The 24830-nt window shown below is 66.7% G+C and carries 27 protein-coding genes and 1 pseudogene; 4 read left to right on the forward strand and 24 right to left on the reverse strand.

Annotated elements, in window-relative coordinates:
- Positions 1 to 32: 32 nt before the first annotated feature.
- A complete protein-coding gene (locus VFG17_RS07320; protein ID WP_325028796.1) occupies positions 33 to 371 on the forward strand; it encodes a hypothetical protein in 339 nt (112 codons plus the stop codon).
- A 13-nt stretch (positions 372 to 384) separates the two neighbouring features.
- On the opposite strand, the gene gp17 is transcribed toward VFG17_RS07320, so the two are convergent.
- From gp17 to VFG17_RS07385, 14 genes and pseudogenes are all read right to left on the reverse strand, one after another.
- Positions 385 to 807 carry a tail completion protein gp17 gene (gp17, locus tag VFG17_RS07325; protein WP_325028797.1) on the reverse strand — a complete coding sequence of 141 codons (423 nt, stop codon included), beginning with the start codon at positions 805 to 807 and terminating at the stop codon, positions 385 to 387.
- Complete coding sequence (locus tag VFG17_RS07330) at positions 774 to 1319, reverse strand: head-tail connector protein (protein ID WP_325028798.1); 546 nt, start codon at positions 1317 to 1319, stop codon at positions 774 to 776. Before VFG17_RS07330 ends, gp17 begins: the two co-directional genes overlap by 34 nt.
- The gene (locus tag VFG17_RS07335) at positions 1319 to 1600 is read right to left on the reverse strand and encodes a hypothetical protein (protein WP_325028799.1); all 282 of its coding nucleotides are present in this window, start codon (positions 1598 to 1600) and stop codon (positions 1319 to 1321) included. The genes VFG17_RS07330 and VFG17_RS07335 overlap by 1 nt, the downstream gene beginning before the upstream one ends.
- Positions 1601 to 1616: 16 nt before the next feature.
- Entirely contained in the window at positions 1617 to 1772 is a 156-nt protein-coding gene (locus VFG17_RS07340; RefSeq protein WP_325028800.1) for a hypothetical protein, read from the reverse strand.
- The gene (locus VFG17_RS07345) at positions 1769 to 3190 is read right to left on the reverse strand and encodes a tail fiber domain-containing protein (protein ID WP_325028801.1); all 1422 of its coding nucleotides are present in this window, start codon (positions 3188 to 3190) and stop codon (positions 1769 to 1771) included. Before VFG17_RS07345 ends, VFG17_RS07340 begins: the two co-directional genes overlap by 4 nt.
- A 243-nt stretch (positions 3191 to 3433) precedes the next feature.
- Positions 3434 to 3517, reverse strand: coding sequence for a hypothetical protein (locus VFG17_RS21610; RefSeq protein WP_414712940.1), 84 nt, complete (start codon positions 3515 to 3517; stop codon positions 3434 to 3436).
- Between the two features lie 4 nt (positions 3518 to 3521).
- Positions 3522 to 4571: pseudogene (locus tag VFG17_RS07350) on the reverse strand (phage major capsid protein); the annotation flags it as partial.
- Positions 4572 to 4576: 5 nt separating this feature from the next.
- Complete coding sequence (locus VFG17_RS07355) at positions 4577 to 4972, reverse strand: HK97 family phage prohead protease (protein ID WP_325028802.1); 396 nt, start codon at positions 4970 to 4972, stop codon at positions 4577 to 4579.
- Positions 4969 to 5295, reverse strand: coding sequence for a DUF6127 family protein (locus tag VFG17_RS07360; RefSeq protein ID WP_313911468.1), 327 nt, complete (start codon positions 5293 to 5295; stop codon positions 4969 to 4971). The genes VFG17_RS07355 and VFG17_RS07360 overlap by 4 nt, the downstream gene beginning before the upstream one ends.
- 110 nt (positions 5296 to 5405) lie before the next feature.
- Positions 5406 to 6524 carry a phage portal protein gene (locus VFG17_RS07365; protein ID WP_325028803.1) on the reverse strand — a complete coding sequence of 373 codons (1119 nt, stop codon included), beginning with the start codon at positions 6522 to 6524 and terminating at the stop codon, positions 5406 to 5408.
- A gap of 105 nt (positions 6525 to 6629) precedes the next feature.
- Positions 6630 to 7913: a DNA-packaging protein gene (locus tag VFG17_RS07370; protein ID WP_414712941.1), complete on the reverse strand. Its 1284-nt coding sequence runs from the start codon at positions 7911 to 7913 to the stop codon at positions 6630 to 6632.
- Positions 7914 to 7936: 23 nt separating this feature from the next.
- Positions 7937 to 8347, reverse strand: coding sequence for a hypothetical protein (locus tag VFG17_RS07375; protein WP_325028805.1), 411 nt, complete (start codon positions 8345 to 8347; stop codon positions 7937 to 7939).
- Between the two features lie 517 nt (positions 8348 to 8864).
- Entirely contained in the window at positions 8865 to 11042 is a 2178-nt protein-coding gene (locus VFG17_RS07380; protein WP_325028806.1) for a TonB-dependent siderophore receptor, read from the reverse strand.
- A 103-nt stretch (positions 11043 to 11145) separates the two neighbouring features.
- The gene (locus VFG17_RS07385) at positions 11146 to 11550 is read right to left on the reverse strand and encodes a MarR family winged helix-turn-helix transcriptional regulator (RefSeq protein ID WP_325028807.1); all 405 of its coding nucleotides are present in this window, start codon (positions 11548 to 11550) and stop codon (positions 11146 to 11148) included.
- A 78-nt stretch (positions 11551 to 11628) separates the two neighbouring features.
- Here VFG17_RS07385 and VFG17_RS07390 point away from each other — a divergent pair, with 78 nt between their 5' ends.
- Positions 11629 to 13389 (forward strand): chloride channel protein, encoded by a 1761-nt coding sequence (locus tag VFG17_RS07390; RefSeq protein WP_414712936.1) that lies wholly within the window; start codon positions 11629 to 11631, stop codon positions 13387 to 13389.
- A 9-nt stretch (positions 13390 to 13398) separates the two neighbouring features.
- Here VFG17_RS07390 and VFG17_RS07395 read toward each other — a convergent pair whose 3' ends face one another.
- Both VFG17_RS07395 and VFG17_RS07400 read right to left on the reverse strand, forming a co-directional pair.
- Positions 13399 to 13875 (reverse strand): OsmC family protein, encoded by a 477-nt coding sequence (locus VFG17_RS07395; RefSeq protein ID WP_325028808.1) that lies wholly within the window; start codon positions 13873 to 13875, stop codon positions 13399 to 13401.
- Between the two features lie 47 nt (positions 13876 to 13922).
- Entirely contained in the window at positions 13923 to 14618 is a 696-nt protein-coding gene (locus VFG17_RS07400) for a glutathione S-transferase family protein (RefSeq protein ID WP_325028809.1), read from the reverse strand.
- Between the two features lie 176 nt (positions 14619 to 14794).
- On the opposite strand from VFG17_RS07400, the gene VFG17_RS07405 reads away from it, so the two are divergent.
- Positions 14795 to 15142 (forward strand): helix-turn-helix domain-containing protein, encoded by a 348-nt coding sequence (locus VFG17_RS07405; RefSeq protein WP_325028810.1) that lies wholly within the window; start codon positions 14795 to 14797, stop codon positions 15140 to 15142.
- Positions 15143 to 15149: 7 nt separating this feature from the next.
- Here VFG17_RS07405 and VFG17_RS07410 read toward each other — a convergent pair whose 3' ends face one another.
- Positions 15150 to 15617: a GNAT family protein gene (locus tag VFG17_RS07410; RefSeq protein WP_325028811.1), complete on the reverse strand. Its 468-nt coding sequence runs from the start codon at positions 15615 to 15617 to the stop codon at positions 15150 to 15152.
- 27 nt (positions 15618 to 15644) lie between these two features.
- Complete coding sequence (locus tag VFG17_RS07415) at positions 15645 to 16130, reverse strand: DinB family protein (RefSeq protein ID WP_325028812.1); 486 nt, start codon at positions 16128 to 16130, stop codon at positions 15645 to 15647.
- Positions 16131 to 16226: 96 nt separating this feature from the next.
- On the opposite strand from VFG17_RS07415, the gene VFG17_RS07420 reads away from it, so the two are divergent.
- Complete coding sequence (locus VFG17_RS07420; protein ID WP_325028813.1) at positions 16227 to 16871, forward strand: TetR/AcrR family transcriptional regulator; 645 nt, start codon at positions 16227 to 16229, stop codon at positions 16869 to 16871.
- A 9-nt stretch (positions 16872 to 16880) separates the two neighbouring features.
- Here VFG17_RS07420 and VFG17_RS07425 read toward each other — a convergent pair whose 3' ends face one another.
- The 6 genes from VFG17_RS07425 to VFG17_RS07450 form a co-directional block, all read right to left on the reverse strand.
- Positions 16881 to 17555: a thioredoxin family protein gene (locus tag VFG17_RS07425; RefSeq protein ID WP_325028814.1), complete on the reverse strand. Its 675-nt coding sequence runs from the start codon at positions 17553 to 17555 to the stop codon at positions 16881 to 16883.
- A 26-nt stretch (positions 17556 to 17581) separates the two neighbouring features.
- Positions 17582 to 19687 carry a protein-disulfide reductase DsbD family protein gene (locus VFG17_RS07430; RefSeq protein ID WP_325028815.1) on the reverse strand — a complete coding sequence of 702 codons (2106 nt, stop codon included), beginning with the start codon at positions 19685 to 19687 and terminating at the stop codon, positions 17582 to 17584.
- 185 nt (positions 19688 to 19872) lie between these two features.
- Positions 19873 to 20505 carry a type B chloramphenicol O-acetyltransferase gene (catB, locus tag VFG17_RS07435; RefSeq protein WP_325028816.1) on the reverse strand — a complete coding sequence of 211 codons (633 nt, stop codon included), beginning with the start codon at positions 20503 to 20505 and terminating at the stop codon, positions 19873 to 19875.
- Positions 20506 to 20729: 224 nt separating this feature from the next.
- Positions 20730 to 21515 (reverse strand): SDR family oxidoreductase, encoded by a 786-nt coding sequence (locus tag VFG17_RS07440; protein WP_325028817.1) that lies wholly within the window; start codon positions 21513 to 21515, stop codon positions 20730 to 20732.
- A 33-nt stretch (positions 21516 to 21548) separates the two neighbouring features.
- Positions 21549 to 22592, reverse strand: coding sequence for a metallophosphoesterase family protein (locus tag VFG17_RS07445; protein ID WP_325028818.1), 1044 nt, complete (start codon positions 22590 to 22592; stop codon positions 21549 to 21551).
- Between the two features lie 4 nt (positions 22593 to 22596).
- A complete protein-coding gene (locus VFG17_RS07450) occupies positions 22597 to 24777 on the reverse strand; it encodes a TonB-dependent receptor (protein ID WP_325028819.1) in 2181 nt (726 codons plus the stop codon).
- Between the last annotated feature and the right edge of the window lie 53 nt (positions 24778 to 24830).

The following is a 24830-nucleotide window of genomic DNA, read 5'->3' on the forward strand; positions in this document are numbered from 1 at the left end:
AAATATAGTCATGCGGAATGGGGAGTCGCAGGATGCTGATCACGACATTGCTTTTGGCCGCCATGGTGCAGTCGTCGCCCGCGGCGACCGTCGCCACGACGCGCGTTGCCTTCACCAAATGCCTGCGCGACGACATGAAGAAGGCGCTCGAGGCCAAGGTCGAAGACGTCCAATATGAAATGCAGGTGAAATCGAACTGCGGGACCGAGCGCGACGCCTTTCGCAAGGCGGTGATCGCGCTCGGCCGCGCGAGCGGCGATTCCGAGCAGGTCGCGACCGAAGACGCCGACCTGCAGATCGAGGATTACCACGCCAATTTCACCGAAAAATTCAAGGACTATAAGTCGACCAACACGATGCCCGGCGAATAGCGAAAACTTCGCCCTATCCCGCCAGGCAGCGACACCGCACGATCGTCTCTCGGCGCCAGCCGCCGTCGCGCGCGAAGGTGAACCGCGTCCGCACGACCCGCGTGCCGACGACCGTCCAGCCGTCCGCCGCGCCGCGCAACGCCCCGGCCGCCGCTTCGATCCGTGCGGCGGCACCGCCGTCCGCGCTCTCGCCGACGCCGTTCAGCACCAGCGTCAGCTGCACCTCGCGCCCCGCCCGGTCCTTCGTGCCCCAGTCGCGGCCTTCCGTCCCGCCCACCGAGACATAGGGCGCGCTCGCCCGCGGCGGCACGCCATCGAACACGCCATGCACCAGCCCCGCGAGCGCCGCGTCGCCCGCCAGCAGCGCGAGCGCCTTCGCGCGCACCGCCTGCTCGGCGCCGCTCATCGCGCGCCGCCAAGCGTCAGCCGCCGCCACGGCTGCCACAGCGCCGCGATCACCGCGGGCGGGCCCGCCCCCGCGCCGTCGCGCGCGTCGTGCAAATGCTGCGTCATCCGCACGATGCCCTGGCGGATCGCTTCGGGAACGCCGTTCGCGCCCTCGGCCATGCCGGCGCGATAAGCGATGCGTACCCGCGCCGCCTCGCCCGGATCGGGCACGGCGACGCAGGCGCTGCCGTCGCGCGCGATCGTCACCCGATACGCGTCCTCGCCGAGCGGCTGTTCACTGCCGTCCGGCAACAGCAATGTCACGCCGTCGACCGCGACGACCGGGCGGACGCGGAGCGGAATGCCATCCGCCGGCAGCGGCGCCTCCTCCTCGCCCGCGCGCACCACCAGCCACTGGCCGATAAACGCCTCGCAGATATTGGTCGCCGCGCGCACCAGCCCCGCGATCACCGCGTCGTCGGTCGTCGCGCCCAGCCGCAGCCAGCCGCGCGCTTCGTTCAGGCTCACCGGGGCCCCGCCCGGCAGCAAGCTGTCCGCCATCATCGCTCCTCCACCCGCAAGGTCATCGACCGTTCGTCGATCTGCCCGTCGCTCATCGTCACGCGGTTGGTGACGCGATAGACACGCCCCGCGATCCCGCCCGCCAGCGTGACGGTGACCTCCTTCAGGTCGTGCGCGCTACCGATTACGATGACGCCGCCCTCCTCATCCGGCGCGACCGACCAGTCGCTCGCCAAGACCGCCTGGCCGCCCGGATAGGCGGCCGCCCAGTCGAACTCGAAATCGATCCGCGTGCCCGGATCCTTCACCATCATCGTCATCGTCTTTCCCCTCCCGTCAGGGCTTGCGCACCGTCACGCGCCGCGGTGCCTCGCGCGCCAGCGGCAGCGCCGTCTGCGGCGCCGCCGGCTCGGGTCCCGCCCATTCGCTCGCGAGATCGCGCCGCGCGGCATCGCCGATCGCGCGCGCGGCCAAAGCCGATCCGTCCGTCATGCCGCGGCCTCTAATGCTGCGAGCCGCGCCGCCTGCGCCGCGATCAGGAACAGCGCCAGCTGGTCGGTGCGCACACCGAAACGGTCGCCCGCGGGCGGGTCTTCGCCGGCTGCGTCCTCGCCCCACTCGTCGTGGCAGAGAAAGGCATAGCGGCTGTCCGGCGCAGCGCCGTCGGTGATCGGCTCGATCAGTCCCTCGTCGGACATGATCGCCCACACCGCCTGCGCGCGCGCGCCGAAGTGCATCCGCGCACCGTCTTCGCCCTTTACGGCGATCGCGTCGTTCCACTGGAAAAAGCCCAACTCACCGATGATCCGGCACGCGGCGCGCAGTTCGGCCTCCGTTGCCGCGCCGCGCCAGCTCTTTTCGCGCGCGTCGGAGGTGTTGATTGTTCCCGTCCCGGCGTAAACGACCGACCATCGAAAGGAACCCGAGCCCAACGTTTGACCATTATCGGCGCCCGGCTGCAAAGTTCCGCCGCTGGTGATCTGCGCGACCTGTGTTCCGTTCACAAGAAACTGGTGGCTCGACGCCGCCGCGACGTCATATTGCATCGTCGCGGAGGACCGTAGCTTGACCGAGCTCGAACCGGCCTGCTCGGCGAACATCTTTCCCGCGTTCGGCATGGTCAGTTCGAGACCGGCAGCATTGAATCTACCGCGTTCGCTCGCCGCAATGTCAAAGGCGACCCCGCCGTCGAGGATACGAAGACCGTCCCGGCCCGCACTGGCCCCGGCGACGTTGAACAACCCGATTATATCCGCATTTGCGAAAACGCGCAGGCGCTGCCCGCCATCCTTGCCGATGTCGAGCGCGTCGCCGTCGGAAGCGCGCCGCACGTTCACGGCATTTCCGGATGTCGCCGCCAGCGCGCCGTTCAGCGCGTAGCGGCCGTCCGCATCGCGAAACGCCAGTGTCGACAGCGGGATATTGACCCAGCCGGCGCCGCGGCGAACCGTCACTGCGTCGGTGGCTTCGCCCGCGCCCGCGCTGCCGTGCGTCGTCGACAGCGGCTGCTTCGCCTCGACCGCATCCGCCAGCCCTGCCAGTTCGGCGCCGCAAGCCGTAACGTCGGCCGCCATCGCCGCCGCCTGCGTATCGTGCGCCGCGAACCAGCCGGCGCCAACGGTCAACGCGATCGTTTTCAGTCCGGCAGCGAAATCGACCGCCGCGCCATCCGCCGACGACGCCGCCACCATCTCGCGAAGCAAACGGCCGTCGCCGCCGATCCGGCCGGTTCCGACCTCCCATTGTTCGGGGCGGGCGATCCCCGCCACGGCATAGTGAAACGAAGCGCCGGGCTGTACCGCGTCGGCAAAGCGGCGATGGCCGGGCACCGCGCCGGTCGGCGTCAGCGGCCCGGTCCCGCCCTCCTGGGCGAGCTCGCGCACCAGGTCGGCGAAAAAGGGGGTCGGCATGGCAGGGCCATCCTTTCCAATGCAATTTATGGAGAAAATGCCGGTCGCCATTTCGTTCAGACCGAGTCGAAAATGACTGTCGCCCGCGACCCGGCGCGCAGCGTACTATTGTACGTGAGCACCGGAAGCGCGGGCGGCAGGCATTTGCAGGCCGGTATGGACGGAATGGCAACCGGCATTTGGCGCCCGGCTCCGCCCCGAAAGGGTTGGACGGGCCGGGCGCCCTTCGCGCACCAGCGCCGTTTAGCTGGCGGCGAACTTCATCAGCTTGATGGCCTGCGAATCGATGATCGCGCCGCCAACCCTTTTGGTTGCATAGAAATGCACGAAGGGCTTGTTGCTGAACGGATCGCGCAGAGCGCGTCTCGCCGCGGTCGGCGATCAGGTATCCGGCGCCGAAATTGCCGAAGGCGATCGACAGGCTGTTCGCAGCCACATCGGGCATGTCCTCGGCCTCGACCACCGGATAACCCAGCAGCGTCGCCGCCTGCCCCTCGACCATTCCCGGCTGCCAGATGAAGGCGCCGTCGCTGGTCTTGAACTTGCGGATGCGCGCCAGCGTGTCCGAATTCATCACCCAACACGCGCCTTGACGATAGGGTGCCTTCAGCGAATGCACCAGTTCGACCAGCTTGTCCTGCGGGTTCGACGCCGGAAAGGCGCCGGCGGTCCCCGTCGCCAGATGCTGCAGCGTGCCGAAGGCGCGGACGCCGTCGAGCTCGTTCGTCGTCGCACAGGTCAGGAAACCCTTCGGCCGGTTCGTCCCGTTGCCGGTCACGAACGCCGATCCTTCCGCGACCGCGAACTCGCGCCCCAGTTGCTCGGCCAGCCAGTCCTCGACGTTGAACATCGCATCGTCGAGCATCGCCTGGCTCGCCGCCGGATTGGCGTAAAGCTCGCCCGACGGCGGCACAATCTCGGCAAAGCTGCGCGTCGCGGTCTCTGGCCGCGACGCCGTCTCGCCGACCCAGCCCGCGCCCATCGATCCGGTCGCGACCAGCTTGCGATAACCGCTCGTTCCCGTCTGCACCACCGTCGCGATCGACCGGATCGGCGACAGCGCCTTCAGCGTCGCGCCGATCGAGCCATCGATCTCGCGCGGCACCGCATAGCCGCCCTCGCCGCCCGACGCCCCCGACAGGCTCTTCATCTCGACCCCGGCATCGATCCCGCGCCGCAAATATCGCTCGACGAACGCATCGCGCGCCGGGTCGGCCGCCTTCGCCCCGTCGAGGGGCAGCCGCGACGCGGCGACCGCCTGCGCGTCGACCTGGCGCTGTAGCGTTGCCACCGACGCCTTCAGCTCATCGACCGCCTCGGCCGCCAGCACCGCATCGAACGCCCCCTCGAGCACGCCCGCCTTCACTTCCATATCGTCCATGCTTGTCACTCCTTCACCAAATCCACCGCGATCACCCGCGCCAAGGGCTGCATCGGCGCCGCCACCAGGCTGACCTCCGCAAGATCGAGCGCCGTCAGCTCGCGCGGATTTTCTCCCCGCGCGCCGCGCACCCGATATCCAAAGCTCAGCCCCGTCAGCGCGCCCTTGGCGACCAGCTTCGCCGCCGCCGGATGCGTCACCCGCGCCACGACGCGCAGGCCCCGCCCATCCTCCGCCAATGTTTCGATCGTCCCGATCGGCGCCCCCGGCCGATGCTGCCAAAGCAGCGGCACCGCGCGTCCCGCGGCGAGGCTCGCGGCAAAGGCCCCGCGCCGCACCACATCACCTCCGCGATCGACGCGGTCGAACACCGACGCATAACCCGCGAAGCGCAGGCTCACTTCAGCAGCCCCGGCAGCCCAAGCTTCACCGCCAGCCCAACGACGACGAGCGCGAGCACGCAGCGCACCGCCCAGTCGACGACCGCCGCCCACACGCTCTTCTTCGCATCGCGCCACGCACCCAGCAGTTGCCGCAAATCGCTGACGTCATCGCGTGCCGCCTCGTCGGCGAGCCCGAGCCGCGCGAGCGCCCGCCGCGCGCCGAGCTCGCTCGCCTCCTCGACCACCGCACGCAGCAAGGCCGCGTCGGGCGCACCGGAAGCGCCGGCCGCACTCGTCCCCGCCAGCGCGACCAACCGCGCCAGCGCCTCTTCCTCATCCATGTCGATATCCTCATGAAAATCCCTCCCCCGGGGATGGGGGAGGGTTGCGCAGCCTTGGCAGCTTGCTGCTTAGGCGAAGCTGGGTGGGGGTGGGCCGCGGCCCGCGAGAGCTAACCCATCCCCAACAGCGCCTTCTTCTCGTCCGCGCTCAACCAGTCCGCCGCCGACACCTCGCGCCACAGCGCCATCCGATCCTCGGCCAGCGCCGGCACCCGATCGAGATCGACGCGCAGCTCCGCCCCGTCGAACCACCCACTCAAACCTTGCGAAATCGCTCCCAAAATCTTCGCGCACAGCGGCAGCACGGTCAGCCGCCACAGCGCCCGATTGGCCTCGCGATAATTAGCATAGGTCGCATCCCCTGGCAGTCCGAGCAGCATCGGCGGCACCCCGAACGCCATCGCGATCTCGCGCGCGCTCGAATCCTTGAGCGCCAGAAAATCCATCTCCGCCGGCGACAGCGACAAGGTCTGCCATTTCAATCCGCCCTCGAGCAGCAACGGCCGCCCCGCATTCGCCCCGCCGGCGAAACTTTCGGCCAGCTCCTCGCGCAGCCGGTCGACCTGCTCGGTCGACAGCGGCATCCCCTTGTCGCCCGGATCATGCACCAGCGCCCCCGAAGGCCGCGCCGCATTCTCGAGCAGCGCCGCGTTCCACTTCGCGGCGGCGTTGTGCGACGCGATCGCGCCCGCCGCGGCGCCCAGGCACCCCGCACCATAATGATCGTCGAGCGGATGCAGCGCCTTCACATGCACCACCGCGACGCGCCCCGCGCCATCCTCGGCGGGCAGCACCGCCGCCGACCCGCCCGCCTTGTAACGATAGGCCACCGGCCACCCGCGCGCGTCGGCCTCGACCGTCACCCGCTCGGGCCGCAGCGCAAACAGCTCGGCCGGCGCCCCCGCGCCGTCGGTCAGGATTTGCACATAGCCATTGCCGTGCAGCAGCAGCTGCGAGGCCAAAGTCTCGACCAGCCCCCGCCCGCCCGACGGCGCCGCAACGAGCGCCGCCAGTGTCGGATCGCTCGCCACCAAGGGCGCACTGCCCGCCGCCTCGGCGACCAGCCGCACCGCCCGCTGCACGATCGCATTGCCCAGATACCCCTCGCGCACCTGCGCTTCCCAGCTGAGCGGCGCGGGCGCGCTCCCCACTATTCCATATGTCCCGTATACACGCGACAAAGCAGGCCGCGCAGGCACCTGCGCGGCCTTGCGGCCAAACCAGTTCATCATGGTCTCCCCAACTCGTCGCCCCCGCGAAGGCGGGGGCCGCTGTCGTTTACGCTACACCGCCGCGTCGGGCCGCTTGCGGCTCCACCTGCGCGGTGGGGATGGCTAAATTCTCCGCACCCCCGGCTCCCGCCCCTTCTTCAGCCCGTCCAGCAAAGCCGCCAGCGCCCAGACACACGCATCCGCCCGGTCCGGCGAGCGTCCCGGCCCCGCATAGCCGCCACCAACCTGCAACCCGCAAAGCTGATCCTCGAGGCTTCCGAATACCCCCGCATGCACCACTTCGCCGCGCTCATATGCGATCGCGACCGGCTCGGCGCGCCGGCCCTTGCCGACGCTCGCATGCACCGGCACCACCGGCAGCGTCAGGTCGGCGTGGCGCAGCGTGCCCTCGACCATCTCGCCGCCCATATTGCTCTCGGCCACCACGCGCTCGGCGCACCAGCGCGCCGCCGCGGCCGCGACCGCCTGCGCCCACATAGCGGGCGGCGGATTCTCGACGCTTGCATCCTCGACCACCGCCAGCCGCCCGTCGCGCAGCTGCGCCGCGACCACGATTCCGCAAGCATCCCCGTTCGCCGTCGCCGGCGGATCGACCCCGATCACCACGCGCACGGGCTTGCCGACTGCATCGGCATCGACCCGGCACCGCTCGACCAGCGCGCGCGTCCACAGCGCGCCCTCGACATCCTCGAGCAATTCGCCGCCCAGTTCCTGCCGCCCGAGCCGCGTGCCGCCATAGAGCCTGTCCATCGTCGCCAGCCATTGCGGCGACAGATTGTGGTTGTTGCTCCGCGTGCTCCCGCCGGTCGTTTCAACACCCTTCTCGTCGATCAAACGCCGCACCAGCGGTACCCCGCGCGGCGTCGTCGTCGCGACGACGCGTGGGTTATCGCCGATCCGCATCGTCAGCATCAAATTGTCCCACGCGGCCTCGCCCTGCGGCCATTTCGCGATCTCGTCGCACCAGGCGGCCGAATGCTCGGGCCCGCGAAGGCTCTCGGGCTCCGCCGCCGAATAGAGCGTCGCCACCGCCCCGTTCGCCCAGCTCAGCCGGCGAAGGCTGCTTTCATAATCGGGGCGGTCATGGTCGGGCGCGATCGCGAGCAGGCCGCTCTCGCCCTCGATCATCACCTGCCGCCCTTCGTGCAGCGACGCCGCGACCAGCGCGATCCGCGCGCCCGGATGGGTTTCGGCATAGCCGCGTATCCATTCGGCGCCGGTCCGCGTCTTGCCGAACCCGCGCCCCGCGAGCAGCATCCAGACATGCCAGTCGCCCGCGGGCGGGCATTGATCGCCGCGGCGCCACCAGGACCAGTCGGTCAGCAGCGGTGCAGCCTTGTCATCGTCGATCCGGCGCACCCATGCCGCAAAAGCGGCGGGCGGCATGTCCCGCAGCTCGGCAAGACTCGTCAAGATGGACCATCCTGCTCGGCGACGTCCGCTGCCGCCTGCGCCCGTATCGTTTCGAGCTTCGCGACGAGCCTCGCCTTCGCGCCTGCGTTCGCCGCCGCCCCCACGGGCAACCTTGCACCCCGCACCGCCGCCCGGTGTGCCGCGAGCAGCGAAAGGCCGAGCCGGTATTTCTGCGCCCGCGATTTCAGCGTCGCGTCCTTCACATTGCCCGACGGCGCGATCAGCGCCTCGGACAACAGCTCGGCTTCCAGCCGGGCGAAACCCTCGCACAGCGCCTCGTGCCAGCGCGCCGCGAAGCCGGGATTGCGGCGCCGCTCGCGGTACATCGCGTTGGCCGGAAGCCCTGCCGCGCGCGCCGAAGCGGCCACGTTGGAGGTTTCGGCGAGCACTTCGAGAAAAACGCCCATCTGCCGCCGGCTGGGGCGTGTATTTGCGGAGCCTTCCGCCGCCTTACCGGTCCGTCCCATCGCCCGTCTCCCGAAAAAATCCGGGCCGGAAGCCTCCCGCAAAACGGAAGGCCGCCGGCCCGACTCGCAATTCTTCATGATGTGTCACTTGTGCCATATCAGCGTGACGATGTCAAGATATTTTAACCCATTTGGTTTTTTGCCGAATAATGTGAACAGGACGTCCGGCGATTTCCTGGGCCGTCGCGACGGAACCTACCGGGACGGCGGGCGTATCGATGCGGGGTCTCGCTCATTCTAGGCTGGAGTAACCACCGTGGAACCGAGAATCCTTGCCGCCTACGCTATCATCGTCATCATGGTGGGCGGCGCAATTTATCTCATCGCCCGGTTCAGGCGCGAGCGGGCGCGGCGGCGTGACATGATGCGCGGACGGTATCGCAAGCACCTCTAGGACCGACTGGCGCAGCGTCGACGGCTTCGCCGGGCCTTGCGCCAAGCGGCAGCTATTTCGCGATCAAAACCGATAGCGCAACGTCACGCGCGCGTTGCGCGGCTCGCCATAGATGAAGCCGCCGAACCAGCTATTGGTGTTGTAATAGACCTTGTCGAAGACATTGTTGACATTGACCTGGAGCGACACGGCTTCGGTCAGGTCATAAGCACTCATCAGGTTCACCAATGCATAGGCCTTTTGCCCAACCGGTTCATTCTGCTCGGTCACAGGATTAGGCGCCGTCTGCGGCGGCCGGCTTTCCCAGCGGAGCGAGCCGCCGAGGCTGAAGCCGCCCAGCGCACCGCCGAATTCATATTTCGTCGCCATGCGAAACACGCGCCGCGGCTGATGCGCCTGCACATCGACGCCATCCGGATCCTTCGCCTTGAAATGGCTCCACCCGACGCTGATGTCCCAGCCCCGAAGCGGCTCGCCCTGCATTTCGAGTTCATAGCCTTTCGACACCACACCCTTGGCGGGGCGTGAAGCGACGTCGGGGGTGCCGGGAATCAGATAAGGGTCGCCCGTTTCGGGGTCGATGTCGGGAACGGCAAAATTGCTCTGCTCGACGCGGAAGACCGCCGCCGACGCGCGCAGGCGGCCGTTCATCAGGTCGGCCTTCAGCCCCGCTTCGTAATTGTCGCCCTCGAGCGGATCGAGATAGCGGCCGGTCCGGTCGCGCGCGGTCTGCGGATTGAAGATGCTCGTATAGCTCACATAGGCCGAGAGGAAGTCACCCAGGTCGAGGATCAGCCCCGCATAGGGGGTGAATATATTCTTGTGCTCGATCCGATAGGGCTCGGGCGTGTAGAGTGCTTCCTGCTCGTCGCGCGTCCACGAACTCAGCCGCCCGCCGGCGATCAGCTTCAGCCGGTCGAGGATCTGGAAGCGCGTCGCGCCATAGATGGCGGTCTGTTCGGTCGTGCCGAACCCGCTCATGCGATAACGCTCACCCCAAACAGGCTCGGGATAGCTGCCGTCCCATGCGTGAAAATCGCCAACCGGGGCGACGCTCGCGGGGTCGGGATCGCGATTGGTCCAGCCGCCCTTCTGGTGGCTGTACATCGCGCCGAACACCAGCTCGTGCTGGCGTCCGAAGAGCTGATAGTCGCCCTTGACCTGCAGGTTGGCGCTCCATTGCTTCGGCTTGGAAAGATACCAATAGGGCCATATTTCCATGCCCGTCCCCGTCTCGCGGTCGGGGTTGCCCCACAGCCAGATCAGCTTCGAATCCTCGACCTGCTCGAAATAGGAGAGGTCGCCGCGCAATTGCCAGCTGCCGCCCAGGTCCTGCTCGAGCGACACGAACGCCGCCTTTTCGGTGGTGTCCCATTCGTTCCAGTCGGCGCCGGTGGTCTTCGAACGCGACCAGTCGGGACGCGAGCCGTCGGCGTACCAATAGGGCAGCTGCGCCCACATCACCCCGTCGCGCTCGTCGCGTTGATAGCTCGCCCCGGCGCGGAGCCGCGTGCCCGGGCCGAGATCGGCGGCGATCGTGCCATAGAGGGTGAAGCCGTTGCTGCTTTCGAGGTCGACGAAGGCATCCTGCGAATAGACCTCGGCGACGAGGCGCGCGCGCACCGAGCCGTCGGCGGTCAGCGGCGCGCCGATGTCGATCAGCCCCGAAACATGATTCCACGAACCCGCTTCGAAATTCACTTCGCCGGTCAGCTCGCGGGCGTCGGCGCGCTTGCGGACCATGTTGATCGACGCAGAAGGCTCGCCCGCACCTTGCAGCAGGCCGGTGGCACCGCGGATGACCTCGACCCGGTCATAGATGGCGGTGCTGGTCTCCTCGAGCCCGACATTGCCCGTCGCAAAGGGCAGACCGTCAAGCTGGAAAGCGGTGATGTCGAAACCGCGCGCCGACAGCAGGTTGCGCCCGCGATCGACCCGCTTCACCGAAAGCCCGGTGGTATATTCGAGCACGTCGGCGACCGTCGACGCCCCCTGGTCGTCGATCTGCTCGCGCGTGATGATCGTGATCGATTGCGGCGTCTCGCGCGGCGTCAGGTCGAGCCCGGTCGCGGCGGTGTTGCGGTCGATGCCGCTGCCATAAACGACGATCGTGTCGTCCTTGCGGCCGCTCGCCTCGCCCTCTGCCTGTTCCGGGGTCGCTTCCTGCGCGAATGCCGGAACCGAAAGGGCGCTGGCGGCGAGCAGCGCGAATTTGAAGACTGGACGAAACGAACGAAACATGATGCCCCCGGCTATCCCTGCAATGAACCGGGGCCGCCTAGACTAATTGCAACTGCGACGCAATAGAGTCAGATCGTGACAGGACTGCGAGCCGAGCTTGGGCCTATGTCAGACGCGTCAGATGCTCGACGAGCAGCGGCTGAAGGCGACGAATCTCTTCTCGGTGCGCCGCCGAAAGGTCCGACAAAATCTCGCTGGCCTGCGGCGTCAGCCGCAGCAGCGCCCGCCGCCGATCCGATCGCGTCGGCTCGCGCCGGACCAGACCCTGCGTTTCGAGCCGATCGATCAACTCGGACGCCGAGTGCGGCTTCACGATCAGGCGCTGCGCCACATATCCGACGGTCGCCTCGTCCGGTTCGGCGGCACGGATCGCGAGCAGCGCCTGATGCTGTTGCGGCGTCAGCCCGGCTTCGGCCGCTCTCGCTTCGCTGAACACCTGAAATTGCCGCAGTGCAAAGCGGAATTCGGCGAGTGCGGCATAGTCGATATCGGTCGAATTCGCGGTCATCAAAGCCTCGGTTGAATCATGTCGTATTACGATATAATGGCTCCGCCCGCCCCCCTGAACAATCGAAAGAGCCACGCGGTGCGCCTTCATTCTGCACGACCGGACAACAGCCAGCAACTTGCCGACCACAGCGTCGACGGCCGAATGCTGCTTCTCGCCCTGCTGGCGCCGATCGTCGGGACGGGCGGCGCGTTCGGCGCGTGGATATTGATCAAATCGATCGCGCTCGCCACCAACCTCTTCTGGTTCGGCCGGATTTCGGCGGCCGAAGCCGAAATCTCCGATGCCGCGGTCGGCCTCGCCGTTGTGGCGATCCCCGTGATCGGCAGCCTGATCATCGGATTGATGGCGCGCTTCGGGTCGGAAAAGATACGCGGACACGGGATTCCGGAGGCGATCGAGACGATCCTCTTCGGCGAAAGCCGCCTTTCGCTGAAGGTCGCGATTCTCAAGCCGATATCGGCCGCCATATCGATCGGAAGCGGCGGGCCGTTCGGGGCCGAGGGGCCGATCATCATGACGGGGGGCGCCGTCGGCTCGCTCTTCGCGCAATGTTTTCACCTCAGCGCGGCGGAACGAAAGACGCTGCTGGTCGCGGGTGCCGCGGCGGGCATGACGGCGATATTCGGCACGCCGATGGCCGCGATCCTGCTCGCGGTCGAGCTTCTCCTGTTCGAATGGAAGCCGCGGAGCTTCGTGCCCGTCGTCATCAGCGTATTGGTCGCCGCGGCGTGGCGGCCCGAGCTAATCGGCCATGGCCCCATGTTTCCGGCGGCCTGGCCGTTGCCCGAAACCGGCTGGACTGTCGGGGTCTCGGCCGCGATCGGCGTTCTCGTCGGGTTTCAGGCCGCGCTCCTCTCCACCTGCCTCTACCGGATCGAGGACCTGTTCCACCGCCTTCCCGTCCACTGGATGTGGTGGCCGGCGATCGGCGCCGTCGTCGTCGGCGTCGGCGGGCTGATCGACGCGCGCGTTCTGGGCGCGGGCTATTCGAACATTCAAGCGCTGATCGACGGCAGCATGGCGCTGCGCGCGGTGCTCGTCCTCCTGGTCGTGAAGGCCGTCGTCTGGCTCGTGGCGCTCGGTTCGGGCACCTCGGGCGGCGTGCTCGCCCCGCTCCTCATTCTCGGCGGAGCGACCGGCTATATCGCCGGCCTGTGGCTTCCGGGCTCGGCGGGCTTCTGGGCGATGGTCGGCATGGCGGGCGTGATCAGCGGCGCTATGCGCGCGCCGCTCACGGGTATCCTCTTCGCCGCCGAACTGACCGGGCGCTTCGACGCGCTTCCCGCGGTGATCGCGGGATCGGGCTTCGCCTATGCGATCAGCGTGCTGACCATGCGGCGGTCGATCCTGACCGAAAAAATCGCCCGCCGGGGCCGGCATATCTTGCAGGAATATACCGTCGACCCGCTCGATCTGCGGCAGGCCGGCCAGCTGATGACGCCCAACCCCGCGACCCTTCCCGCCGAGATGACGATCGCCTCGGCGCTGCGCTTTTTCACCGGGGAGGCGACGCATCGCAGCTATCCGGTGGTCGATGCCGATGGCCGTCTGGTCGGGCTCGCGTCCAGATCGGACGCGCTCAGATGGCAGGTGGGCGCGTTCGACGAAGCGGCTACGCTCGGCGAAACGCTCTCGGACGCCTCACAAACCATCGCCCATCCCGAAACCCCCTGCGGCGTCATCGCCGACCTCATCGTCGAGACGGGGGTCGCGCGCGTCCCGATCGTCGACCGCGACACGGGCAAGGTCGTCGGTATCCTCTCGCGGCAGGACCTGCTCAAGGCGCGCCGGGCGCAACAGAGCGCGGAGACCGAGCGGACGCGATTTGGCCGATAGACGCTTTCGTCATTCGGCGGTCGCATAGCTCGCTTCATAGGACACGGGGAAGTTAACCGAGCGCGCGATAAAACAGACCTTGTGAATTTCATGGTGAATCGCATCCGCGCGCTCCAGATCGCTGCCGCGTTCAACGACGATATGCGGTTTGAGGATCGCGCGAACGAAGCGGCCCGCACCGTCCGGCGTGCTCTCGCCCGCCCCGATCGGCGTGTCTTGATAGGATTGCACGACGATCCCCGCCTCGCTGGCCAGATGAAGATACCAGAGCATGTGGCAGGCGGCGAGCGCCGACAGCAGCATATCCTCGGGATTGGGCAGCGCCGGGTTCCCGCCCAGCCGCGGATCGTTCGAACAGTGAATGACCGGCTGGCCCGGCGTGGTCACGCTCCACGTGCGGTCATAGCCGCGATAGCTGCGCGTTCCGTCGCCGCGATTGCCGGTCCACTCGATACGGCTCGTAAAATCATGCTGGGTCGCCACCATCAGTTCTCCTCTTGAATTCATTGCGCCAATGATCGGGCGCTATCGCCTCAGGCCGCTGCGGGAACCATTCGGATCGCGTCGCCGGGCACCAGATAGTCGTCGAACCAGATATGGGGAAGCGCATCCGCCTCGCGCATCCATTCGGCAACGGAGGCGCGTTCGAGCAACGCCGCGGTCCAACGTTGCGACCGGGACCAGCTTGCGAAATCGAGGTCGTGACGCGTCAGGCGCACCACCGTCGGCACGAGCATCAGGTCCGCAAGGCTCAGCGCCCCGAACAGATACGGCCCGCCGCTCAGTTCCAGCACCTGATCGAGGTAGTCGAAGAGGCGTCCGCATTCGGTGCGCTCGGCATCGGTCAGCGTTCGCTTGAGCGGATAGAAAGCGCTTTCGAACGAGATTCGCGTGCAAATGCCGGACAGCCCCGAATGCTGCCAGGCGACGAGAGACCGCGCGCGGGCGCGCGTCGCGCGGTCGGCGGGGAGCAACGCTCCGTCCGCGATATCGTTCGCATATTCCATGATGGCTACCGAATCGAAGATCATCATTTGGTCGTCGACCAGCACGGGAACCATGGCGGGGGGCGAGAAGGCCCCGATCCGCTCCAGATTCGCGAACCGCTGCGGCCGCCGGATGTCGACGACCTCCTCGTCAAAGGCAACCCCTGCCTCGCGCAGCGCAAGCCACGCGCGCATGGCCCAGCTCGAGGCGTTCTTCGTTCCCGAATAGAGAAGCGGTTTCATAGCGAATATCCCAAATCGTTGCTACGGATTTCATAGCGCGCTATCGAATCGATAGCAAGGATATTTCAGGCCCCGCGCCTTCCCAAGCCGGGCTAGCTATCAAAATGCTAGCGCGCTACCAGAGGAGCAACGAACGTCCGCACTCGCACAGGACCGAGCCCGGCGCAGGAGACATCATGGCGAAACTGCCCAAACCCGGCCAGCCCGTTCGCGGATCGCGCTCGGGGGCGCCGATCATGGCGCTGTTCGATCTGCTCGGTCGCCGCTGGGCCATGGGCGTACTCTGGACGCTCAGCGAAGGCGGAGCGATGACTTTCCGGGAGCTTCAGGACCGGTGCGAGACGATCTCACCCTCGGTGCTGAACCAGCGCCTCAGCGAGCTGAAGGAGGCCGGATTCGTGACGCGATCGGAGCGCGGATATGTTCCGACACCGCTCGGCGAGCGCATCTACCGGCACCTCGTTCCGCTCGGCGCCGCAGCACGCGATTGGTCCGCTGCGCTGGATCAGCGCGGCCCAGACTAATCTCCAGTCAGGCAACGTCGCGGCGCCAGCAGTTCAGCGGCCCGTCCTGTTCGTCGAGCCGCTCGCCGACCTTGCTAAAGCCGTTGCGCAGCAGCACGCGCTCGGACGGCTGGTTCGCGACGCTCGTTTCCGCGGTGATCGCCTCGACCGCGGGTTCGCGCATAGCCCAGGCGACGATCTCGCTGATCGCGCGGCCCGCGATGCCGCGCGCATGGCGGCTTGGAGCGACGCCATAACCGATGTCGACCACGCCGCCGCTGGGCGGACGGGTGATCGAGCAAAGCCCGACCGCCTCGCCATCCTCGACGATCAGCCATGATGCGGGCGCGAAGGATCGGCGGACGTCAGCCGCCACTTCGGCGAGCATCTGGAGCACGCCCGGCGGGCCGATCGGCGTGTCGGCGAGCGCGAAGTTCCGTGGCCCGCGGCCTGCGATCAAGGCCGCATAATCCTCGGCCGTCGTTTCAAAAATCATCTTCACTCTCTCGAATTCGGGCGGCGTCTACGCGGCCTCCTCCAGATAATCGGTGATCGAATCGCGGCCCGGAGCCAGCCCCTTCAATTGCAGCACCGCCCCCGCGTTGCCGCGATGATAGGTGCCGTGAAGGCAGACATGCAGCAGGATATCGCCGCGCCGCATCCGGGCGGCCTTGCCGCTCGTGAAGGTGAAATCGACATATTCGTCGAATTCGTCCGGCGAGAGGCCGCCGGCATAGGCGCGATACCAGTCGTCGACCTCCTCTATGCTCTTGGCGAGCGCCTCGAAGGCCGGCGGCACATCGGACCGCGCGGCCCGAAAGCCGTGCGCGCGGCCGAGCAAATGATGCTGGAATATCTGGTCCACCGCGTGGAAATGATCCAGAATCTGGATCAGGATCGCCATTTCCCCGGGGGCCAGCCGATCGGCATGGTCCGCGATCGCTTCGCAAAGGCCGCGATCCGCCCAGCATTTCACTTCGATAAGCTGAATATAAGGCAAGTCGGCCATGGTTCGTCCCTTCCAATCTGTTGAACTTGCTTCGCTATCGCTATAATATGAGCGATAGCTCACCTTATCTACTCGCTTTCGGAAAAAGGACCGACGGTGGCGCGAAAACCGCTCACGACTCCCCGCAAAACCGCGACCCAAGACCGCGCGCGTCACACCGTCGACGCGCTCGTCGAGGCGACCGCTCGCATTTTGGTGCGCGATGGATTCGACCGCGCGAGCACGAACCGGATCGCCGAAGAAGCCGGCGTGAGCATCGGGTCGCTCTATCAATATTTCCCGTGCAAGGAGGCGCTGACCGCGGCGGTCATCGAGCGGCACAACCAACAGCTGATGGCGATCGTCCACGGCGCATTTCAGCAAGCCGAAACCGAGCCCGTCGAAACCGGGATCAGGCTTCTGGTCGCCGCCGCCATCGAAGCCCACCGCATCGCGCCGGCGCTCCACTGCGTGCTCGCCGAGCAGACGCCGCGTTCGGGCGTCCTTGCGAACGTCGAGCTATTTCAGCGCAGCGCCTACAGCCTCTTCCAATCCTATCTCGAGGCGCACCGCGATCAGGTCGGCGTCGACGACCTCGATCTCGCCACTTTCATCTGCGTGACGTCGATCGAAGCCCTCACCCACACCGCGGTCATCCACCGCTCCGACATGCTCTCGGAAGGACGCGCGGACGAACTGGTCGAGGAAGCGACCCGTCTGATCGCCGGCTATCTCAAGCTCCCCGCACGGCGCGCCGCCTGACCGGCCCGATCAGCCCTTCGCGGGAGCAGCCTCCGCCGCGTCGGCATATTTGATCGCGCAACCATAGGGCTGCGCGAAGGCCGTCGCCACCGGCCGGCCGGCAGCGTGATCGTCGAGCGCCGCGCGGACGAAATTCTTCGCGCCGTCCAGATCCTCGACCTTGTTGGTCGGCTTGTCGTCGATGCCGCCGGCGTAGATGATCCGTCCCTCGCCATCGATCACCCGCATGTCGGGCGTCGTCTTCGCATCATAAGCCTTACCCGTCGCGCCCGTCGGGTCGAGCAACAGATGGGTGAAGCCCGCATTGAAGCGCTGTTTCCAGTTTTTCGCGCTATCGCCCTCGACGAAGCCCTGCTCCCCGGGCGCCGATGAAATGATCGTCAACCAGACGACGCCATCGGCGACCGCCTCCTTCTGCAACGCCTGCATCGCACCGCTATAATGTTTCTTCACATAGGGGCAGCCTTCGTTCGTCCATTCGAGAACGACGGTCTTGCCGCGGAAATCGGCCAGCGAGACTTGCTGACCATCGGCATTGGCGAGGGTGAAGGCGGGCGCCATCTGGGCCCCGGCGGTTTCAGTCGCCTGCCCGGCGGGGGCGTCGGCCGTCTTTTCGGCTGGCTGTCCGCAACCGGCGAGCAGCAGCACCGACGCGGCGGCGATCGAAAGCAATGCATGTTTCACGGCTAATCTCCTCTCGGTCTTCCTCGTCATATCAACTCTTTTTCCCCGGCCCGCTTCACCGCATCGGCGACGATGCCCGGGGTCAGCAGCTGCGGCAATATTTCCGGCGCGGCCTTGCCCGGCGAATAGACGAGGTAAAGCGGGACGCCCGATCGGCCGAAGCGATCGAGTTCGCGCGCGATCAGGTCGTCGCGCCGCGTCCAGTCGGCGACCATATAGACCGCGTCGGGGCCGGCGAACAGCGCCCGCGTCCCATCATTGGCGAGCGCCGCACGTTCATTGACCTTGCAGGTCACGCACCAGTCGGCGGTAAAATTGACGAACACGACCTTACCCTCGGCCCGCGCCGCCGCGACGGCATCGGGCGACCAGGGCGTTTCCGAGGCCGTTTGCGTAGCCGCCGGCCCTGGGCCGGGCGCGAGCGTCGCCGCCGACGCCGTGACGGCGACCGCTGCCAGCAGCGACGCCATCGACGCGGCGGTCGTTCCGAACGTCTTGCGTCCCGCCATGCGCGCGCTCTGCCGCCAGCCCCACAGGGTGAGGCCGAAGGCCAGCAACAGGCCGCCCGCCAGGATCAGCGCGAGCGCTTCGCCGCTCGTCTGGCGCGCGAACACCCATACCAGCCAGAGCGCGGCGCCGTACATTGGAAAGGCAAGGATCGATTTCAGGCGGTCCATCCACGGTCCGGGCTTCGGGAAACGCGCGAGCAGACCCGGCGACAGGCTGACGACCAGATAGGGAAGCGCGAGCCCGAGCCCGAGCATCGCGAAAACGGCGAGCGCCATCGGTGCGGGCATCACGAGCGCCGCGCCGAGCGCGAAGGCCATGAAGGGTGCGGTACAGGGCGCGGCCACGACCACCGCGAGCACGCCGGTGAAAAAAGCGCCGGTTCCGCCGGGCAGCCGCGTCAGCCCGCCGCCCGCCCCGCTTCCCGAAAGGCCGGCCTCGAAAGCGCCCGAAAGGTTGAGGCCGACCGCAAGCATCAGCAGCGCCAGCGCCGCGGTGACCGCGGGGTTCTGGAGCTGGAAACCCCAGCCCGCCGCCTCGCCCGCCGCGCGCAATGCGAGCAGCGCGCCCGCCAGCAGGACGAAGGTCGTCAGCACGCCGAGCAGGAAAGCGATGCCGTCGCGGCGTGCTTCGCGCGGATCGTGCGCCGAGGCCGACAGCGACGCCGCCTTCATCGCGAGGATCGGGAACACGCACGGCATGAGATTGAGGATGAGCCCGCCGATCAGCGCGAACAGCGCGGCCTGGGCGAAGAGCGGGATGCTCGCTTGATCGGTGCGCGCCGACGGCGCCCCGCCCGCGTCGGCGACAATCTCCCAGGCGCCGCCCGAAGTCGCGACAACGCCCCCCACCACTTTGCCGAGACCGCTGGCAAGCACCGCACCCCCTGCCTTCATCCGGAGGACGAGGTCATCGCCCTTCCGCTCGCCGCGCTGGGCGGCCGGATGCTCGACGACGCCCCCGTCGAAGGGAAAGAAATAGGCATCCGCTGCGTCGACACCGCGCAATGCCGCGCCGCGCAGGGTGAGCACCAGATCGGCGCCATCGTGCGCGATATGTGCATCGATGTCGGCGGGCCGGGGCGCGGCACCGACGACGCGTTCGATCGCGGCGCCTTCGCCGGCGGTCAGCGGCGGCACCCCGTCGCGGATCGCAAGGTCGAGTTTCACCGTCCGCTCGTCGGGAACGCACATATCCTCGCTGCACACCATCGAGAGGACCGTGACGCTCAGCGGCACGACCGATCCCGCGTTTGCCGTCCGCGGCACGTCGATCGGCACCGGCAGATAGACCTGGCGCGAATAGCCGTAGTTCATCAGCCCCTTGACCGGCTGGCGTTCGGGGAGCGGCCACAGGATCGGCCCCGCCGAAAAGCCGGCCGGAAGCGTCCACGTCAATTCGGTCGCGCCGCCCGAGTCCCCCGGATTGCGCCAATAGGTGTGCCATCCGGGCTCGATATCCTGACGGACCGCGACGATCGCCGTCGACCCCGGCGCTGCCCACTGATGCATCGGCACCAGCGCCACCTCGACGTTCGGCGAAAACATCGGCTGCGCCGAACTGGGCGCGACGCCCGTCATGGCGAGGAAAAATGCAAGGAAGATCAAACGGAGCGAAGCGAGCATGGATCGACCTGTCGACAGCTTTCCAACGCGACGCCCCGGTTTGCCGCGGGACAGGAGCATCACGACTTTGTCGCAAGTTTATGGCAGAATCAAATATCCTGATCGAAGCTGACCGCGACGCAAGGCCCGCCGGGCGGATTCGGGACATGGGGTGAGAAGGCCGCGCCCTCCCACCCCATGCCGTCTTATCGCGTGCCGCCGGCCAGCCAGTGTTCGTGCAGCGCCTCGACCTTTCCGCCGGTGAGGAGCGGCATCGCCGCGTGCAATTGCTCGTCGCTCCAGTCCCACCACCGCATCTCGAGCAGCAAGGCGATGCGCGCCGCGTCGAACCGCGTCCGGATCGGCGCGGCGGGGTTGCCGCCGACGATCGAATAGGGCGCGACGTCGCGCGTCACCACCGCGCGCGTCGCGATCACGGCGCCGTCGCCGATCCGCACACCGGGCATGACGATCGCCTCGGACCCGATCCACACATCGTTGCCGACCACCGTGTCGCCCGCCGGCTGAAAGCCGTTGCGGGCGCCCTCGAATGCGCGAACCTCCGGCATCCAGTAAAAGGGAAAGGTGCTGATCCAATCGTGCCGATGGCCCTGATTGCCGGCCATGATGAAGGCGGCGCCCGACCCGATCGAGCAGAAACTGCCGATGATCAGCTTGTCGGCATCGTCGTCGGGCAGGAGGAACCGCGCGCAATCGTCGAAGCTGTGCCCGTGATAATATCCCGAATAATAGCTGAAGCGCCCGACGCGAATATTGGGGTGGCTCACCTGCTTGTCGAGCGTGATGCCCTTGAACGGGCTTTCGAAAAAATTCGTCATTTCCATGTACCTGAGAAGAGGCGGGCACTCATGTGCCGCGCCGCGAAGGCAATCGCCTCCATCCAGGCGCCCGGCAGAGGCGCCTGCTCATGTTCCTCGCGTCAGCCGACCGGGAACCCGATGGAGGTGGTACATGGTGCCGATTTCATCGCGGCGACGCCTAGCACCCGGCTTCGAGCAAGGCAATTCGGGTCAATCACCCGTGCGGGGTCGCTTGCCGAGCGTCAGCCGCGCTGCGACGAAATATTGCCGCCGTCGACGACGAGTTCGGCGGCGGTGATATAGCTCGCCTCATTCGACAGCAGGAAGCGGGCGACGCGGCCGATTTCTTCGGGCACGCCGATCCGTTCGAGCAGGATGCGCTTCTCGAAAAAACCTTCGGGCAGATTGTCGACCGCGGGCTTCATCATCGGCGTCATGATCTGCCCCGGCGAAAGTGAATTGATCCGGATATGATCGCGCGCCAGCCGGTCGGCGAGCGAACGGACGAGCGAAAGCATCCCGCCTTTCGCCGCGCTGTAGACCGGGTTCATCGCGTTGCCCAGCGTCGCGTTGATCGAGGTGATCGCGACGATCGCCGACCCCGGATTTGCGGCGAAGTCGCCATGAAGTTGCTGCGTGAGCAGCGCGAGAGGGCGCAGATGCGTGTTGATCCCCGCCGCCCAGCTTTCGGGCGTGATCCCTTCGAGCGACGCCGTGTCGACGATCCCCGCGGCGTGGACGAGCCCGCCGATCGCGCCGAGCGCATCGCGGCTGGCCGCGATCGCGGCGAGATAGGCGTCGAGATCGGTGAGGTCGATGCCGAAGCCGACGGCCTTGACGCCGAACGCCTGCGCAATCGCGGCGGCTTCGCCCTCGGCCTTCTCGGCGTTGATATCCCAGAGCGCGACCGCCCGGCCGACCGCGGCGAGCGCGCGCGCGGAGGCGAGCCCGATCCCCGACGCCCCCCCGGTGACGATCACGGCGGTGTGGGGCGCGCCGAGCGCGGGCGAAAGATCGGTAGAATTCATTGCGAAACAATCTCCATCATGTGATCGGTCGGATCAGTCCGGACGGACGATCGCGGCGGGCCCCTGTTTTCCGAAAAGGCCGTCGAGCTTCAGGTTGCTGACACGCGGCGCGTCCTCGGCGACCGAAACCCACATGACGTGATCGACCACCGCTGGATCGTCGGCCGTACCGCCGGGGATGCCGCCCGTCGTCCCGAGCTGGATATAGTCGGTCCCGCCGTGCGCCTCATAGGCATATTTATGGTAATGCCCCGCCAAAACGGTGTGCGGGCGCCCTTTCAACATTTGTTCGATCTCACGAAACGCGGGCGAATCGACCTTCCACGCCGGCCGGTGCATCAGCACGAAGGTCCAGCGCACCTCGGGATATTTCGCGAGCGCATCGCGCACCATTTTCACCTGGTCCGCGCTGAACGCGACATTTTCCGAACCGCGGATCTTGGCTGCAAGCTCGGCAAGCTTGGGATCGCCCGCGAACAGCGCCTCGGCCTTGGCCGGATCGCCCTGAAGCGCCTCGAACACCGCCTTCATCGCCTCGCCGCCATATTGCTCGAACAGCTTCATTCGCGCGATCTTGGGCTGCGGCGGATCCTCGGTGTTGAGCACGAGGAAGAGTGCGTTCTTGTAGGTGAAGCTATAATAATCGGCGCCCAGCCGCTTGCGCCATTCGGTGCGCTGGACCTCGTTGGTCAGGTCGTGATTGCCCGGCACATAGAAGAAGGGGACGCTGAGCCGGTCGATCGCGGCGCCCACCTCGGCCCACTCCTTGTCGAGCTGCGCCAAATCCTCGGTGTTGCCTTCGATCAGGTCGCCGATGTTGATGACGAAATCGGGGCGCAGCCGTTCGACCTTCTCCATCGCGTCCTCGAACACGCCCGGGCGGTGCTTGCCGGTGCGGTCGCCGATGACGACGAAGCGGAACTCGCCCGCACCGCCCGCAAAATCTTTTTGCGTGCGCGCGACATCGGCGGCGCCGGGACGATAATCCTTCGCCCCCTGCCCGGCGCCGAATGCGGCGCCGGGCAGCGAGAGGGCGAGCGCGCCGAGCGCGATCGCGGGGATCCTGACCCTGTTCATCGGCTCAGAACTCGACCGTCAGGTCGACGCCATAGGTGCGCGGTTCGCCGAACAGCGCGCCCGGGAGACCGATGTTGAACTGCATGATATAATATTCGGTGTCGGTGAGGTTGCGGCCCCACAGCCCGACGCGCACCCCGTCGACGCCCGGGATTTCGGCGAGCGTCAGCCGCGCGTTGAGCAGGCCGTAATCGCCGGTGATGAATTTTCCGCCGGCGATGGTCGATCCGGTGAATTTGTCGCTTTGCATCGTATAGTTGACGTTGGCCGACAGCGTCCCCACCGGCAGGTCGGGCAATGTATAGTTGGCGTCGAACGCCAGCGTATTCTTCGGCGCGTTGGTGAAGCGATAGTCGGCCGAAATATCGTCGCCCGCGGCGTCGATGATCTGGTCATATTGCGCGTCGAGATAGCCGTAGTGGATGCCGAAGCGCAGGTCGCGCGTCGGCGCCAGCGTCAGGTCGACCTCGACACCCTTCACCGTCGCCTTACCCGCGTTGAGCACGTCGGTGATCCGGACGTTGGTCGGGTCCGACTGAACGTTGATCTGGATGTCCTTATATTTTGACTGGAAGGCCGCGACGTTCAGGCGCAGGCGGTCGTCGAGCCACTGGCTCTTCAGCCCGAGTTCGTATGACCACAAAGTTTCGGAACCGAAACCCTCGTTGAAGCGCGGAATCGAGCTCGCGCGAATATTATAGCCCCCCGACTTATAGCCCTTCACCGCCTTGGCGTAGATATTGACATCGTCCGCGACGTCATAGGCGATCACGAAACTGGGGCTGAAATCGGTGAACTTGCGGCTGCCGTCGCCGAACCCCGGCACCGGCGCGATCGGCCCCGCGTTGACCTGCGTTTCGCGCCGCAACGTCGCCTCGCGCTCGTCCCAGCTGTGACGCGCACCGACGGTCAGGTGGAGCCGGCGATCGAGCCATTCGGGACTGTAGGTCGCCTGACCGAACACGGCCCAGCTTTCGTTCGCGATCGTCGCCGTCGTGAAGCTGCGCGTCAGCCTAGGCGGGCTGTAGCTGTTCGAAAAATTGCTGCCGTCTTCGGAGAAATAATAGACGCCGGCGACATATTCGAGCTGGCGGTCGAAGAGGTCGCCGACCAGCTGCAGTTCCTGGCTCCACTGGTCCTGCTTGGTGAGGCTGCTGTTCTTCTGCAGCGGATCGGGACCGGTGACGCCGCTCAGATAATCCTGGTTCTGGAAATTGCTGAGCTTGCGATAACCGGTGATCGAGCGGACCGTCAGCGCGTCGGCGGCGTTCCATTCGGCGATCAGGCTGTGCCCCTGCGAGGTGATGTCGTTGGGCAGCAGGTCGCGAACCAGCGGGCTGCCCGCCTTCGGTCGCGGCGCCTTCAGCGGGTGGAGCGGCGAAAAGGCGACATAGATCGGCGTGTCCTCGATCTCCGACCGGTCGTATCCATAGCGCAGGCTGAAGGCGTCGGAGGGTTGCCACAGCACGTCGGCGCGCATCGCCTGGCGATCCTTGTCGCCCCAGCGCTTCACCCCGGTGCCGAGATTCTTCACAAAACCGTCCTGCTGGATATTCGCATAGGAAAAGCGCGCGGCGAGCGTATTGCCGACCGGCACGTTCACCGCCGCCTTGAACCGGCGATTGTTGTAATTGCCGAGCGTCACCTGCCCCTTGAAGCCGAAATCCTCAAGCTCGGGCTTTTTGGTGATGAAGTTGATCGCGCCGCCCGTCGCGTTGCGGCCATAGAGCGTGCCCTGCGGGCCGCGCAGCACCTCGACGCGCTCGAGTTCGGCGACTTCGAGCGCCTGCCCCTGGCTGCGCGCGACATAGACGCCGTCCATATAGACCGCGACGCCGCCGTCCTGCGTGATCTGGTCGTCGCTGAGCCCGACGCCGCGCATGAAAATTTGCGTCGTCGCGGCGCTGTTCGGGTGCGGCGTAAGCTGGAGGTTGGGAACATTGGCGCGTAGGTCGGTGAGCCCGGTGATCGCCTTGGTTTCGAGCTCTTCGGCGGTGAAAGCCGCGATCGAGATCGGGGTGTCCTGCAGCGATTCGGCCCGCTTCTGCGCGGTGACGACGATTTCGCCGAGGCCCTGGCTGTCGTCGGTCGCGGTTTCGGCCGTTTGGGCCAGCGCGGGCTGTACCGCGGTGATCGCGAGCGTGCTCAGCAGCAGGCGCACCTGCGGCCCGGAAACCTTCTTCATCGTCTTCCCCTCCATGAACATCGGAGACGCGCTTTCGCCTCCGCTTCGCGATT

This window comes from Sphingopyxis sp., assembly GCF_035686825.1.
GTDB lineage: Bacteria > Pseudomonadota > Alphaproteobacteria > Sphingomonadales > Sphingomonadaceae > Sphingopyxis.